The 15468-nt window shown below is 64.9% G+C and carries 12 protein-coding genes; 4 read left to right on the top strand and 8 right to left on the bottom strand.

All coding sequences use genetic code 11. The features are described from left to right. Positions 1-23 precede the first annotated feature (23 nt). Positions 24-1553: a UxaA family hydrolase gene (locus ACSJJU_RS09315; protein WP_435915110.1), complete on the top strand. Its 1530-nt coding sequence runs from the start codon at positions 24-26 to the stop codon at positions 1551-1553. Beyond that, positions 1550-3004, top strand: coding sequence for a mannitol dehydrogenase family protein (locus ACSJJU_RS09310; RefSeq protein ID WP_435915109.1), 1455 nt, complete (start codon positions 1550-1552; stop codon positions 3002-3004). The genes ACSJJU_RS09315 and ACSJJU_RS09310 overlap by 4 nt, the downstream gene beginning before the upstream one ends. A gap of 21 nt (positions 3005-3025) precedes the next feature. Here the strand turns inward: ACSJJU_RS09310 and ACSJJU_RS09305 are convergent, their stop codons facing one another. The 5 genes from ACSJJU_RS09305 to ACSJJU_RS09285 form a co-directional block, all read right to left on the bottom strand. Continuing rightward, a complete protein-coding gene (locus tag ACSJJU_RS09305) occupies positions 3026-3409 on the bottom strand; it encodes a hypothetical protein (protein ID WP_435915108.1) in 384 nt (127 codons plus the stop codon). After that, positions 3409-5157, bottom strand: a complete 1749-nt coding sequence (locus tag ACSJJU_RS09300) for an FAD-dependent oxidoreductase (protein ID WP_435915107.1) — start codon at positions 5155-5157, stop codon at positions 3409-3411. Before ACSJJU_RS09300 ends, ACSJJU_RS09305 begins: the two co-directional genes overlap by 1 nt. Before the next feature lie 132 nt (positions 5158-5289). Further along, complete coding sequence (locus tag ACSJJU_RS09295) at positions 5290-5868, bottom strand: TetR/AcrR family transcriptional regulator (RefSeq protein ID WP_435915106.1); 579 nt, start codon at positions 5866-5868, stop codon at positions 5290-5292. Between the two features lie 252 nt (positions 5869-6120). Next, positions 6121-6600: a DUF6644 family protein gene (locus ACSJJU_RS09290; RefSeq protein WP_435915105.1), complete on the bottom strand. Its 480-nt coding sequence runs from the start codon at positions 6598-6600 to the stop codon at positions 6121-6123. Between the two features lie 3 nt (positions 6601-6603). Continuing rightward, complete coding sequence (locus tag ACSJJU_RS09285; RefSeq protein WP_435915104.1) at positions 6604-6984, bottom strand: DUF6152 family protein; 381 nt, start codon at positions 6982-6984, stop codon at positions 6604-6606. Between the two features lie 217 nt (positions 6985-7201). Here ACSJJU_RS09285 and nspC point away from each other — a divergent pair, with 217 nt between their 5' ends. Next, positions 7202-8305, top strand: a complete 1104-nt coding sequence (gene nspC / locus ACSJJU_RS09280) for a carboxynorspermidine decarboxylase (protein WP_435915103.1) — start codon at positions 7202-7204, stop codon at positions 8303-8305. Positions 8306-8351: 46 nt separating this feature from the next. Next, positions 8352-9653, top strand: a complete 1302-nt coding sequence (locus tag ACSJJU_RS09275; RefSeq protein ID WP_435915102.1) for a saccharopine dehydrogenase family protein — start codon at positions 8352-8354, stop codon at positions 9651-9653. Between the two features lie 95 nt (positions 9654-9748). Here ACSJJU_RS09275 and ACSJJU_RS09270 read toward each other — a convergent pair whose 3' ends face one another. The 3 genes from ACSJJU_RS09270 to ACSJJU_RS09260 form a co-directional block, all read right to left on the bottom strand. Continuing rightward, positions 9749-10711 (bottom strand): dihydrodipicolinate synthase family protein, encoded by a 963-nt coding sequence (locus ACSJJU_RS09270; protein WP_435915101.1) that lies wholly within the window; start codon positions 10709-10711, stop codon positions 9749-9751. 598 nt (positions 10712-11309) lie between these two features. Further along, on the bottom strand, positions 11310-12881 hold the full coding sequence (locus tag ACSJJU_RS09265; RefSeq protein ID WP_435915100.1) for a family 43 glycosylhydrolase: 1572 nt from the start codon (positions 12879-12881) through the stop codon (positions 11310-11312). Positions 12882-12950: 69 nt separating this feature from the next. Next, positions 12951-15329 carry a beta-L-arabinofuranosidase domain-containing protein gene (locus tag ACSJJU_RS09260; RefSeq protein ID WP_435915099.1) on the bottom strand — a complete coding sequence of 793 codons (2379 nt, stop codon included), beginning with the start codon at positions 15327-15329 and terminating at the stop codon, positions 12951-12953. Between the last annotated feature and the right edge of the window lie 139 nt (positions 15330-15468).

Raw genomic sequence — 15468 nt, 5'->3', positions numbered from 1 at the left:
CGTTCCAGATGACACCGGTTACCATGACAGACATGTCAAGCGTCGACAACCCGTTCGCAGCCTCCTTGCCCGCCGCCCATTGCATTGACCCGCGCGATGACGTCGCCGTTGCCCTGCGCCCCCTGACAGGCGGGGAGACGGTTCTGGTCAGTGGTCACCCCATCACTGTCGCGGCGGATATCCCCAAGGGGCACAAGTTTGCGCTGCGCCCCATCCCGCGCGGCTCCAATGTCCTCAAATACGGCTGGCCGATCGGCCGGGCCAAAGCGGCCATTGCGCCGGGCGATCATGTGCACACCCACAACCTGGCGACGCGGCTCGCGGATGTGGAGGACTACACTTACCGGCCAGCGTCCGGCACCCGCCTCCGTCCGCTGCCGCCCGGCCTGCCGGACACGTTTCAGGGCTATCGACGCGCCAATGGCGCCGTTGGCACCCGCAACGAGATCTGGATCCTGCCAACCGTCGGCTGTGTTGCGCGCACGGCGGAGCGGATCGCCCGCCTCGGCAGCCAGCGCCTTGGCGGTCAGGTGGATGGCATTCATGCCCTGACCCACCCCTTCGGCTGCTCGCAATTGGGGGATGACCTCTCCCGCACACGAAAGGTTCTGGCCAGCCTGGCGTCTCACCCGAACGCAGGAGGCGTGCTGATCGTCGGGCTGGGGTGCGAGAACAATCAGCTCGACGCCCTGCTGGCCGAAGTGCCCGACCGCAGCCGCATCCGCGCCTTTGCCGCCCAGATGACCGAGGACGAGACGGACGCGGGCCTCCAGGCCCTTGAGGACCTGGTTGCCATCGCCAGCCTCGACCGGAGGGAGCCATGCCCCCTCTCCGCCCTGACGATCGGCCTCAAGTGCGGCGGGTCAGACGGCTTCAGCGGGCTGACGACCAACCCGCTCGTCGGGCGGATCGCGGATTACGTCGCGGGCGCAGGCGGCACCCCGATCCTCACCGAAATCCCGGAAGTATTCGGGGCCGAGCGACTGCTGATGGCCCGCGCCGCCAATGCGGAGGTGTTTCAGGACATGGCGGCGCTGCTCAATGGGTTCAAACGCTATTTTCTCGATCACCACCAGCCGGTCCACGAGAACCCTTCCCCCGGCAACATCGCGGGCGGCATCACCACGCTGGAGGAGAAATCGCTGGGCGCGGTCCAGAAGGCCGGGCACGCAACCGTAACCCAGGTCCTGCGGTACGGTGAACGCGCCCTGAGGAAGGGGCTGGCCCTGCTGGAAGCGCCGGGCAACGATGCGGTGTCCTCAACCGCGCTGGTGGCGGCGGGCGCGACCCTTCTGCTGTTTACGACCGGCCGCGGCACGCCGCTCGGGTTTCCGGCGCCAACCCTCAAGATCGCCACCAACACCGCGCTTGCCGAGCACAAGCCCCACTGGATCGACTTCGATGCCGGGCCAATTGCGGCGGGCGCAAGCATGGACGCCATGGCCGCCGATCTGCTGCGGCTCATGGTCGATGTCGCCTCCGGCAAGCCAAGCAAAAACGAACAGAACGGCGAGCGCGAAATCGCCCTGTGGAAGAACGGCGTCACCCTATGAACAGGTCGCAACTGTCCCGCCAGAACCTCAGCCTGCTGCCCGCTTCTGTACGGCGCCCGCACCATGACCACGGTCGCCATGCCCCGGGCCTTGTCCACTTCGGCCCCGGCGCGTTCTTCCGGGCGCATCAGGCGGCCTACGTTGATGATCTGCTCGCCCACGACCCGCGCTGGGGCATTGCCGCTGTGGCGCTCAGAAGCTCGGGCGTGCGCGACGCCCTCGCCGCGCAGGACTGGCTCTACACGCTCGCGCTGATGGACGAACAGCCGCAGACCCGGGTGATCGGCGCGCTTGCCGGCGTGACCTCCGCCCGCGACGATGCCGCCACGGTGCGCGCCCTGCTGGCCGCCCCGACAACCCATGTCGTCACCCTGACCGTCACCGAGAAAGGCTATTGCCTTGCGCCCGATGGCGGGCTCGACACGCGCCACCCGGACATTGAGCACGATCTGCAATCCACGGCCGAGCCAGTCAGCGTTATCGGCTGGCTCGTGGAAGGGTTTCGTCTCCGCCGCGCAGCGGGCCTGCCCGCCTTCACGGTCATCAGCTGTGACAATCTGGTGGCGAACGGCCACAAACTCCGGCGCGCCGTGGTTGAACTGGCGCGGGCGAAAGACCCTGCCCTCGCCGACTGGATCGAGGGCGAGGCCCGCTTTCCCTGCACCATGGTCGACTCCATCACGCCCGCAACGGATGACGCGCTGCGCGCCCGCGTTACCAATGCGCTGGGTCTCGAGGACGCGTGGCCGGTTCAGCGCGAGGCCTTCAGCCAGTGGGTGATCGAGGACTGCTTTGCCGGTCCCCGGCCGCCGCTAGACCAGGTTGGCGTCACCTTTACCGCCGATGTGGGCGCCTACGAACGCGCCAAGCTGCGGCTGCTCAACGGCCCCCATTCCGCATTGGCGTACATCGGCTTGCTCATCGGCCACGAGACCGTTGCCGATGCGATGGCGGACCCGATGGTGAGCGGGTTTGTCACCCGCCTGATGCGGGAGGATATTGCCCCGACACTGACGCCAACGCCCGGCCTCGACCTGGAAGCCTATGGCGAGGCGGTTCGCAGACGCTTCCGCAACCCCGCGATCCGTCATATGCTGTCCCAGATCGCCTGGGATGGCTCGCAGAAGCTGCCGTACCGCTTCCTCGGCACCATTCAGGACCGGCTGGCAGCCGGCACACTCATCGATCGGCTGGTTCTGCCGATCGCCGCCTGGATGCACTTCATCCGCCGCCGCAGCCGGGAGAATGCAACGATCGTCGATCCGCTGGCCGAGCGCCTCGCCGGGATCGGCCGCGCCTGCACCGGTACCGCACGCGAGGATGTGGATCGCTTCCTGGCACTGGATGCGGTCTTTCCGCCGGGGCTTGTTTCCAATACCCGGTTCCGCGCCGCGCTGACATGGGGATATGCCGCCCTCGAAGTGCCTCAGGCCGTGCTGGGCAGCCTGTGAGCCCTGCGGGGCGGCATCTCCTCAGTTGTCCTGCGCGCCCTCGGCAATCCAGTTGCGGATCTTCTCCCGCGTCTTCTCGTCGAGCGGGGGCGCGCCCATTGGCATGCGGGCGCCCTTTCCGCCCGCATCCAGGTGCGTGCCGTCCAGCTTCATCATCAGGTAGCTGTCCTCCGGCGCGCCAGGTTTGACGCGAAGGTGCTTGCTGCTGACCGAGCTGACATTGACGAGGCTCGCATAGGCCGCCCCGGGATGGAGGGCGATATTGCCCGCCTCCCGTCCCGTCATGTGGCAGGTGGCGCAGCGGGTTCGCAGCACCGGGACGATATCGCGCTGGAAACTGACGGGCTCGCCCGCCAACGCCACGGACGGCACCAGCAAACCAAGGGGCAACAGACGCTTCAGCATCACGCGTTCACCGCCTCCCGCACAGCATTCAAGGCAGCGATGTAGCCGAAGGTCATGGCGAGACCGATCGTGCCGCCCGCGCCGTAATAGGCCTGATGCGAGGGCGACGCGATGCAGTTGCCCGCGCCGTACAGCCCGGGGATGGGCGTTCCGTCGGCTGCCAGAACCTGCGCCTTCTCGTTGATCTGAGGCCCGCCGTTGGTGTCCAGCGCACCCGGCGCCAGGATGAAGGCGTAATAGGGCCCGCTCCTGGTGAACGGATGCATGGTGATGTTGGGCATGGGATTGACCGGATAGCGGGTCCCCTCGCGCCGGGCCGAGAACAGCAGGTGCCATTCGCGGTCGTAGGCATGGAGGCCGCGATCGAATTCGGGGTCGCGCCCGGCCTTCGCATAGCCGTTGAACCGCTCGATCGCTGCTTTTGTCGCCTGCGCAAAACCGGACTCAAGGCGAACGCCGCCGGTGCGGTCGGCCACAGCCTGCAATCGCGCATCAATCTTTGCGCCCAGATCCTCGATGGTCGCGCCCTCGATCAGATAGGGGCTCTCGCGCTTGTCGAGCGGGAACGGATAGGCGCCGCCGAAGGCATCGAGGGACCGCTCGTCAAAGATCATGAAGAGCAGATGGTTGGGATATTCTTCCCTGGTCGGGTCGAAGGTGAAGTGGACCCGGGTCCGGTCGTTGTAGTCGCGCTTTTCATTGACGACGCGCTGACCGTACTTGTTCACAACGATCATGGAATCGCCGGGCAGGACGAAGGCGCCAAGGCCCAGCGCCGGATTTTCCAGGGCCTCTTCCAGCAGCACCTGCGTCCGCCAGGCCGTGTGGAGGCTGCCCATGCTGGCGCCGGCCTCCGCCGCGATGCCCAGAAAATCGCCCGTGGAGCCCGGCATGGCGCACGCGCCGTATAGGCCCGGCTGGTGGAGCTGGACCAGCGTCGGGTTATGGGCGTAGCCGCCGGTCCCGAAGATCACCGCCTTGCGGGCCCGGATGCGCACCACACGGTCGCCCGTCTGCGCTTCGACGCCGATGACGCGCCCCTGATCCTTGATGACGCGCGTGACCCGGTGCTCGGTCAGAATGGGCACATCGTGCTTGCGCAGCCATTCCTCCAGATAGGAGGCCAGGCTGCTGCCGCCGCTGCTTGGCCCGGCACCCTCTGCCGGCTCCAGCGCACGGCCCGTCGGCACCTTGTTCTCCGGCAGATGATCCGCATAGTCCGGCGCCGGCCTGTCCAGATGGAACAGGCGGTATTCCTTGAAACGCACGGCGCCGACGCGCTCCATGTGCTCGAGCATGGGCGAGCCGTTGTCGTAAAACGCCTCAAGCAGGCGGTATTGCAGCTCGGGCAGGCCGAGCGTGGGGCTGTTGGGCGTGTACTGCCGCGGATAGGCAAACCGCGCCAGATAGCGCAGGCAGTCTTCCTTCCGGTCCTCGATGCCCTTGGCCCGCAAGGCGGGATTGTTCGGAATCCAGGCCACGCCGCCCGACTTGGCGGTCGTCCCGCCCAGAAGCGGCATTTTCTCAACGACAATCACCTTCGCCCCGTGGGACGCCGCGGTGACGGCCGCGGCACCGGCGGCCGCGCCGCTCCCGACGCAAACGACGTCAGCCTCATGGTCCCAGGGTTCATTCACGCTGTTCTGGGCCGCGTCGGCACGCCCTCCGATCGCCAGACCCGCTGCGGCGACGCCAACACCGGCCAGCAGCTCGCGACGTCCCAGCCCTGATGTGCGCTTCTCGTCCATGGCTATCCTCCCCTCGCCCGGAGGTCTTTGCCCCCGTTTTTTGTATTGTGACTGTTGTCATAAAACAAAGTCAAGGGAGGAAGAACGGGGCGTTTGCGAGAATGGCCCCGCAGCGGCGGATCGCGCCTGGTGCTAGAGTGTCGCGATTTCGCGCAGGAGAACGGCGCGCAGCCGCTCGGCGGGCCAATCCTCAGGGTCGTGCACGCCTTGGGTTGCAAGGCCCACCACGGTTGCCAGCAACCGCCGGGACTGCATTTCGAGATCCTCGTCCGTCAGGTGCTTGCGGCGGGAGGCCGAGGTCATGCGCAGCACCCGCTCGATCAACTGCCGGGCTTCCCGGCCGCGCCGCTGCTGTTCGGCCAGAAGTTCCTCGTCCGTGCTGGTCATGCTCCAGAAGGCAAACCAGATTCTCCAGTTCGCCCGCCGCCCCTCGTTCACCGGCAACAGCGCTTCAAGACAGGTCTGGAGATCGGCGCCGCTGGCGAGCGCGGCCTTCACGTCCTCGACGGCCCGCTCGGTCACCATGCGATACACGAACAGCAGCAGGTCCCGCTTGTTGCGAAAATAGTGCGAGACGACCGAGGTGCTGTATCCCGCCTCGCGCGCGATGTCGCGGAAGGTCACGGCGTCCAGGCCCGATTCAACGATGAGCCGCGCTGCGATCTCCGCGACGTCCAACCGCCGCCTGGCATGATCCACAATCACAGGCACGAAGGTATGTTCCCCTGTTCTCTGGCCGACCCGCGCCTCTCTTAATGCCAGGACCGCCTTGAAACAATCCGCCCGGCCTCCCCCGTCTTCCCGACGGCGGGACCGGGCGCCCCGGCCAACGAGACAGAGGGAATATGTGCTTTGGTCTATTTTATTGCAACAACCGTAACATTAAAGCGAAAGCGGGCGGGCCGCACCGGAGGCTGCAACACCGCTTCCTGCCGACGGCCTGGCGACGAGAGCGGCTGTCCTTCAGGTATAGGCGATCAATCGACCGAAGGTGGCGATGGTCAGCCACAGCAAAAGCGACAGGAGCGCCATGACACGCGCCGCTATCGGCGGGCCTTCGTCCCACGCGTCGATTCTTCCTCGCGAGAGCGCCTGGAACGCAAGGGCATTGACCAGCGCAATGGCGATGAGGACCATCTTTCGGAGAAACACGGCGGACTTCATCAGCGGTCCGGCATCGGCGGCGAACAGGAGAAATCCGCTCACCAGCAGCAGGATGACGCCCGTGATGGCGATGGGGGTCAGAACATGCGCCAGCGGTGCCAGAGGAATGCGCTGCCCCAGCCCCGCGAGCCGCAGATCGACAATGCCGATCCCCCCAACGAGCATCACCAGACCCAGAATGTGCACGAGGTTGGCGGCTGGATAGGCCACCGGCGAACCGCGCATCCATTCTCCAAGGGCCGATGCCTCCAGGGCCTGCGCCGCTGCCAGCAGGTCCATGCTCTAGCGCAGCTCGACCGTCTTGCCGTCGATCGTGATCCGCTCAAGCCGCATCTCGCGGGTGCCGTCGCTGCGCGGGTAGCCTTCCAGCGTGGCCGTGACGCCGCTTTTCAGCATGTCCTCCGTCAGACCTCGCGCCTCCATCCGGCTGGTCGGAGCCAGAACCACAGCCCACGTTTCGCCCTCGTAGTCGATGGTCGCGGTGGCATGCGGATTGCGCCAGACCACAGTCTCGAGCGTGCCGGTGACGGTGATGGTCTTGCTGGCGTCGTAGGAACTCCAGCCGTGATGCGCGAGGGCAAGGCCTGACGGGGCAGCGCTGAAGCTGCCAATGGCAAGCGCGCCCAAGGCTGCGCGCAGAGCAGAGGTCGTTGCACGATTCATGGCCGTTCAATCCCGGAGAGTGGCTGACCACGCGAAGCAACCATGATGCAGGGCCAAGGCCCTGATCTTTCAAGGATAGCGCGCTTTGGATCTGCGACAACAGCGGCTGTGCCGCACGGAGGGGAAACTCCGGCGTTCAAACCCCATAATTGCTCAAAACTTGAGTCTCCGCGCCATGTCGATTATGACCCTGTACCGCAGGCAAAGAGGCGGAGGAATGACGGAAATCAGAACACCATATTATCTGATCGACAAGAAACGGCTGCTGGACAATCTTTCAATAATCAGGCGGGTCCGGCAAGACTCTGGCGCGAAGATCTTGCTTGCTCTCAAGTGTTTTTCGACATGGTCCGTGTTTGATTTCATGAATCAATACATGGACGGCACCACGTCTTCCTCCCTCTATGAGGTCAAGCTCGGCCGCACGCGCTTCGGCGGCGAAACCCATGCCTACAGCGTCGCCTTTGCCGAGAGCGAGATTGATGAAGTCGTTGAAAATGCGGACAAAATCATTTTCAACTCCGTCTCTCAGCTTCGGCGCTTCAAGGACAGGACACAGGCCATTCCCCGCGGGTTGCGCCTGAACCCCGGCGTCAGTTCGTCAACGTTCGATCTGGCGGACCCTGCCCGTCCGTTCAGCCGTCTGGGCGAAGCCGATCCCGCGCGTGTCGAGGCCGTTCTCGACCTGATCGACGGCCTCATGATCCACAACAATTGCGAGAACGAGGACTTCGGGCTGTTCGACACCCTCCTGTCCCGGGTGGAGGAGCGGTTCGGGCACCTGCTCGCCCGCGTCCGCTGGGTCAGCCTGGGCGGCGGCATTCATTTCACCGGCGCCGGTTATCCGCTCGACGCCTTCTGCGCGCGGCTGAGGGCGTTCTCGCAAAAATACGGCGTGCAGGTCTATCTGGAGCCCGGCGAGGCGGCCGTGACCAACTGCACCACGCTGGAAGTGACGGTGCTCGACAAGATCTCCAATCAAAAGGAGATCGTCATCGTCGACAGCGCGGTGGAGGCGCACATGCTCGACCTTCTGATCTACCGCGCCCACGCCCGCGTGGAGCCCAATGACGGTCCGTACACCTACATGGTGGCGGGCAAGTCCTGCCTGGCGGGAGACATATTCGGCGAGTTTCGTTTTCCCCGCCCTCTCGAGGTGGGTGACCGCATCTCGATCCAGGATGCCGCCGGTTACACCATGGTCAAGATGAACTGGTTCAACGGCGTTCAGATGCCCTCAATCGCTGTGCGCGAACTCGACGGCAGCATCAAACTGATCCGGGAATTCACCTTCGCCGATTTCGAGCGAAGCCTTTCGTAGGGAGCCAACCGCAACACACATCACAGGAAAGGGTCTGCTTGCTGAGATGAAGAAGAATGTCCTCATTGTCGGCGCCGGAGGCGTAGCACATGTCATCGCGCACAAATGCGCACAGAACAACGACATCCTGGGCGATCTCCATATCGCATCCCGCACACCGGAGAAATGCGAAGCCATCCGCTCATCCGTCCTGACGAAAGGCAACCTGAAGCAACCGGGAGTCTTCGATGTCCACCGGCTGGATGCCATGGATGTGGCGGCCACCCGGGCGCTGATTGAACGGACGGGCGCTTCCATCGTCATCAATGCAGGGCCAGCCTTCATCAACATGGCGGTGTTGTCCGCCTGCATCGAAACCGGGGCCAGCTATATCGACACAGCGGTCCATGAGGACCCGCTCAAGGCGTCCGAAGGGCCGCCCTGGTACGCCAATTACGAATGGAAGCGGCGAGACGAATGTGAGCGCGCGGGCGTGACCGCCATACTCGGCGCGGGCTTTGATCCGGGCGTCGTCAATGCCTATGCCGCTCTCGCCCGCGACGCCTTTTTCGATACCATGGAGGCCATCGACATCATTGATGTCAACGCCGGCAACCATGGCCGCTTTTTCGCCACCAACTTCGACCCCGAGATCAATCTAAGGGAATTCACCGGCCCGGTGTGGTCGTGGCAGGGCGGGAAATGGGTCTCGAACAGGATGTTCGAAGTCAGGAAGGAATGGGATCTGCCCGTCGTCGGGCCCCATGCCACCTACTTGACGGGGCACGACGAAATCCATTCCCTCGCCTATACGCTGGGTGTGCCCGATATCCGCTTCTGGATGGGGTTCGGCGAGCAGTACATCAACGTGTTCACGGTGCTGAATACCCTTGGTCTCCTCTCCGAGCATCCGGTCCGTACGTCCGAAGGGGTGGAAGTGGTGCCGCTGAAGGTGGTGAAAGCCGTGCTGCCGGACCCTGCCTCGCTCGCCCCCGATTACACCGGCAAGACCTGCATCGGCACGCTCGTGCGCGGAACGAAGGACGGCAAGGCCCGGGAGGTCTTCCTCTACAACGTGGCGGACCATCAGGACGCCTATGCCGAGGTGGGCAGCCAGGCCATTTCCTACACGGCCGGCGTGCCGCCTGTTGCGGCCGCGCTGCTGATCGCAGAGGGCACGTGGGATGCCGGGGCGATGGTCAATGTAGAGGAACTTCCGCCCCAGCCCTTCCTGCACCTGCTGGGCCGGATGGGCCTGCCCACCCGTATCCGGGATGAAACCGGCGACCGCGCGCTCGACTTCGACCCGGCCGGCCGTCTGATCGAGGAAGCTCCCAAGGCGCCGCGCCGGCAGGTTGCCGCCCGGTAGGCCAAACAGCCCCCGCATCCGCGATGAAACATCCCCAATGAAAAAGGGGCTCCCCTGACGGGAAGCCCCTTTCCGGTCCTGCCGTTCGCCCAGGCTCAGGGCTTGTACTTCTGGACAGCGCCCGGGAGCTTGCTCCACTCCGCATACCAGGTCTTGAACAGCTTGAACTGGGAGTCGGCATAGCCGCGCTGGCTCTCCGTCAGTTCATCGGTCTCGTTGAAATGCAGGGTGTATTCCTTGTCGCCCTGCAGCACCATCAGGTGCTTGTAGTACAGGACGAGGTCCGGGCCTTCGTCGAACGACGACAGCACGGCCAGAGCCTGCTCCAGTTCCTGGGCGCGCTGACGCGCTTCCACGTCGCCGGCATAGGCAGCCCGCGACAGGTTGCAGAGGTGAATCACTTCCTTCGGCAGCACGTTGCCGATGCCGGTGATGCAGCCAACCGCGCCGCAGTTGACAAAAGCGTGGAACACGGTGGTGTCGACGCCCGCCATCAGGATGACTTCGTCATCGCGGCTGGTGATGAATTCCGCCGCATAGCGCATGTCGGCCGCGCCGCCGAATTCCTTGAAGCCGACCAGGTTCGGATGCTCGGCGCGCAGCGCGAAGAACAGGTCCGCGCGGGTGGCGAAGCCGTAGTAGGGGCTGTTGTAGATGATCGCCGGCAGATCGGGCGCGGCGGACAGGATCGCCTTGAAGTGCGCGCGCTGGGCAACGATCGACGAGCCGCGGGACAGAACGCGCGGAATGACCATCAGGCCATGGGCACCGATCTTCTGGGCATGGGCCGCATGGGCAACGGCCGACGCGGTGTTGATGGCACCCGTGCCAACGATCACCGGCACGCCAGCCTTCACCAGGCGCTCAACGCCTTCCATGCGCTGCTCGTCCGTCAGGAGCGGCCAGTCACCCATGGAGCCGCAATAGACAACAGCGGTCATTCCCTGGGCGATCAGCTCCTTCGCCTTGCGGACCAGCGCATCGTAATCGGGGGTGCGGTCCTCCTTGCAAGGGGTCATGAGCGCCGGGATAACACCCGAGAAAATCTTGGTATCCATTTCTAACCTTCCTTTAGGCCTGGTGGATTGGCAGGCTTCCTGGCCACGACGCAAACGGTGCGACGGTGAGCTCAGGGCGCACAATAGTATTTGGTATACGATTTGTCGACAGGAAAGGTGCTCCCGTTTGCATTCCAATCCATGCGGCCGAACCCAGGCCAATTTCTCTCGATATACGATAAATCCGCTAGCACTAAGATGTTATCCACGTGATCGCCTCGCCCCATTCCCTCGTGTCCTGTCCTCGTTCACATCAGGCGGCAGAGCCGGAAACGCCGCGCGGAACGCCAGACCCGCAGTCCTTCGCCCAGGACCGTTGGCCTGTCAGCGCATTCGTCATGCTGGAAAAGGTATCCATCTCAACAGGATGGCAGTTGCCACCTCGGACATAACCCCCTGCAAGCACACGTTACACTATCTGTATTATGTATACTATGTACTGTATGGGTTTGAGAGGAAGTCAAGAGGGTGAATTAATCGCGATTAAAAGAAGCTGCAAGTTCAGGCAATCGTTGCTGTTTCTTCCCATCGACAGCGAAAACGCAGGCCCGCCTTGGGCAGCGGGCTGTCTCCCGCTGCTCCCGAGCTGCTCTCCGGGTTAATGGTCACACGGCGCTGCCGGATCGGGCCCGGCCAGCCGGGGCTGCTGCGGCTCGGGCGCCAGCGCTTCCCATTCCTGAACCGCAAGGCCTGCATAGCGGCCATTGCCCCCCGACGCGGTCAGCACCGCGCGCAGGCAGCGCGTCGTCACCGGAGAAAAGGTCACGTCCTGAAAGGCACCCGGTTCGGTGCCATAGCCCTCGGCATTCGGCACCGGCTTCCAGGCCTTGTCCCAATAGAGCAGATGCCACGCCTGCGGCGGCGCGATGCCGCTCTGCGCACCGGCCGGCTGATCGGCCCAGAACCACAGGCGTGCGCCGTTGAGGATGACCGGCTGTTCCCAGCGATACTCGATCCACGACTGCGCCGGGTTGGTCTCCGAGACGGCGGCCCACAGGTCGGGCGGCAGCGGCGCGGGCCGGGTGATGCCGTCGTTGAGGGCCTTGATCCAGTACTTCACCGGGAGCGGCTCGTTGGAGGCCGCCGCCGTCGCCTGCCCGGCAATGTTGCGCGTCGGCGCGGGCGCAGGCTGCGGACGCCGCGTCGGCGTCACCAGGCGGATCGCCGGCGGTGACTGGGTGTCATCGAACGCCAGGCGGTCGATCGCCACGCTGCGGCGGAAGTGGCCGCCGCCTTCCGCATCCGCAGTGTGATAGGCGATATACCATTCGCCCTTGAACTGGATCACGCCCGGGTGGGAGGTCGTTGAGGAAACCGGCTTCAGCAGCACGCCGCGATAGGTCCACGGACCCAGCGGCGTCGGCGCGGTTCCGTAGGCGATGCAGGCATGGTAGAGGGCGGGCGTGCAATCGGACTCCGGTCCGGCACGGTTTCCCGCATACAGCAGGTAGTAGGTTCCATCCCGCTTCATCAGCCAGGGCGCTTCGAAGAAGCCGGGCAGACTGTCGACCTTCACGACATCGCCCTTGGGGGTGACCATGTCCCGCTCCAGCTCGACCCCGCGCAGTTGGCCGAACGTGCCCCAGTAGAGGAAGACGCGGCCATCGTCGTCGACCAGCACGGTTGGATCGATGTTCTGGATCCTGTTGGGCTCGGGGCGTTCCTGCGAGATGATGGGCCCCGAGGGGTGGGCGTCCACCCACGGACCGGTCGGGTGGTCGGCAACGGCGACACCGATTGCAAACCTGTCCTCGGCCGTGGAATGAGCCTGATGGACCGGCGCATAGAAGTAGACGCGCCCGTCCGGCCCCTTGACCATCTGCCCGGCGTAGGCCCGGCCGGGCGTCGCCCACTTGAAGACGTTTTCCGGGCGGAGGATGGCCGGGTAGTGCAGCCACTTCCCCGATGCGGGATCATCGGTGGCAAGAAGCTGCCACTCATTCATGATGAAGTCGTTGACATCGGCGGGAGCTTCATCGCGGCCCGCGAGAATCCAGAGCTTGCCGTCAAAGACGAGCGGCGCCGGATCCGCCGAGTAATAGCGGCCATCCGCAAGGATGGGGTTGCCCGGCGCTTCGACGGGAATGCCCTCCGGCCGCGACGCCTCCTCACACCCCGCCGTCGCGAGAACGGTCGCCACCAACAGGGCCGCCCGAAGACTGCGCATCATCCCGTCTCCCCTTCCCCCGGATCAGGACAGCGGCCCGCCGCAGGACACGACGGGCCGCCGGTTGCAGGTTTACTTCGCCTCTCCCGGCTTCGCGGTGTAGAGGCGCACGCCGAACACCGGACCGGCCGAGCTGCGCTCATGCGGCTCGAAGCGGACGCGGATCTGCGACTTGCCTTTGGTCAGGGCGCGAGGCACCGGATATTCGACCGTGAAGAATTCGCCGGGGCGCTCCGCATTCAGCGTCTGCGTCGCCAGCCTGGTCCCGTCGATCAGAATGTCGAACGTCCGCCGGCGCTCGTCGCCCCAGTAGGTGGCCTCCAGGATGAGCGGCTCATCGCGGGACTTCATCGTGAACTCGAAAAAGCCGCCGCTGCGGGCATCGCGGCCGTTACGGCCCCGGTAGGCACCCGGATAGGAGATTTCCGCCGTCAGGTCGTGATCGCGCTCCGCCTGCATTTCGCCGAGGTGCATCACGTCCACCGAACGGGCCGCGAGGTCGCGCTGGCGCTCCTGTTCGGCAAGGAATGCGGCTTCCTCGACCGCCCACTCGGCATCGGTGAAGTGCTTGAAGTAGACGGCGCTGCGGCGCTCATACTGGCTGTAGAACGGCACAAAGCGCAGATCCCCCGGGCGCACCACGCCGCGCGTGTCGTAGATGGCCCACTTCGGGTCAACCGCCTTGAAACCGGCGAGCACGTTGGAGCCAACCAGCGCCGGCGCCGTGCCGGAGAACTTCTCCTGCACCGCGCCCAGATCGGCCGCAAGCACCAGCGGGCCGCGCAGGATCGCCACGGTCTTGGGGTCATCCGGCGTCGGCTCGATGCGCAGCTCCAGCGGAATGGAGATGGTCAGCACGTCGCCCTCCGCCCACTTGCGGTCAACGATGGCGTAACCCTCGTGGATGGGCGCACGGAACACCTCGCCGTTCACCGTGATATCGGCCTTGCCGTTGGCGAAGCCCGGTACGCGCAGCGCGATCGGGAACCGGCCCGGACGGCGCAGCCGGTACAGCGTCAGCGTGCTTTCCGGCTCGAACGGGTAGCGGGTGTCGAGCACCAGATCCAGGCCGCGCTCGGCCCAGTGGGCCTGCGCCGGAATGTAGAGGTTCACCAGCAGCATGCCGTCGCCTTCCCAGAAGATCGACTCGCCATGCTTGGCGTGGCTTTCCATGCCGCTGCCGACGCAGCACCAGAACGCATCCTCGTCCGGCTGCGAATATTCGCGTCCAGACCCGCTCATCAGCGGCGTCATATAGGTGAAGCCGCCGTGCACCGGGTGCTGCTGGGACAGGATGTGATTGAGGTGCGTGCGCTCGTAGTAATCGAACAGGTCCACGGACGGCCGCCAGCTGTAGAGCTGACGGGTCAGCTTCAGCATGTTGTAGCTGTTGCAGTGCTCGCAGGTCTGCTCGGTGATGTGGCGCGAGATGGTGTTCGGCTCGAAGAAATATTCGCGGTCCGCATTACCGCCGATCACATAGCTGTGTTGACTGGTCACCCGCTCCCAGAAGAAGCGCGCCGCGACGCGGTCTTCGTCCTTGCCGTCCACTTCATAGAGGCGGGCCAGGCCGACCAGCTTCGGGATCTGGGTGTTGGCGTGGAAGTTGGCGAGCTTGTCCTCCTGACGCTTCAGCGGATCAAGCACGCGGTGGTCGTAGATGCGCCGTGCCAGCGCCAGCCAGCGCTTGTTTCCGGTCCGCGCATAGAGTTCGGCGAAGCTCTCGTTGAGACCGCCGTATTCGCACGACAGCACCTGCTCCACCTGCTCATCGTTCAGCGCGGCAAAGACCCGGTCGATGTAGCCCGCAAGGCCGATGGCGATGGGCAGCGCCTTGTCGATGCCGCACCAGGTCTGGGCGTCGAACAGGCCGGCGAACAGCTTGTGCCAGTTGTAAAACGGCACCCAGCAGCCATTCAGGTCAAACCCCGCCGACTGGATGTTGCCGGCCATGATCTCGGGGAAGATCTCCTTGCCGTCGACAATGGTGCCGTCCTTGCGCTTGCGCGTGAAGCCGGCCACATAGCCGTCGCCTTCGGCCGCCTGCACGATCGCCAGCTCATCGACGATATAGGCCAGCCGCTCGCGGCACGCCTCGTCGCCGGTCTGGGCATGGGTCAGCGCAAGGGCGCTCATGTAATGGCCGAGCGTATGCCCGGCGATGGTGTCGCTCTCCCACCCGCCATAGACTGCCGCCTTCGGCTTCAGCCCGGCATTGACCCGGAAGTTGTGGAGCAGCCGGTCAGCGCTCAGCGACAGCAGATACTTGCGGTTCGTCTCCACGGCATGCGCGAACGGCGACGGCCGCAGGCGGATGCGGTCGAGCGGCAACGGCCGCGCACGGGCCGGCAGCACGCCGGACGTCTGGGCTGCAAACGCGCGCCCTGCCTGGAGCGCCAGGGCCGTCGATGCCGCGCCGACCAAGAGCTGCCGGCGAGTGGGAGAAAACATGATACGCCTCCAAACAAAATACTGTATACCAAAATGCACGGATACGCGGCACGGTCAATGCAGAAAGCAACCGCCGCCGGCCGTCGCCTCGGGCTTGCCGGTCAGGGCCTCATCGAGGACCGGGCGCCGGCACTGCTGG

It is taken from the genome of Pedomonas sp. V897 (assembly GCF_051304405.1).
Classification (GTDB): Bacteria; Pseudomonadota; Alphaproteobacteria; order Sphingomonadales; family Sphingomonadaceae; genus Pedomonas.
Note: the sequence above shows the minus strand (reverse complement) of the source record. Positions and strands in the feature narration are given on the sequence as shown.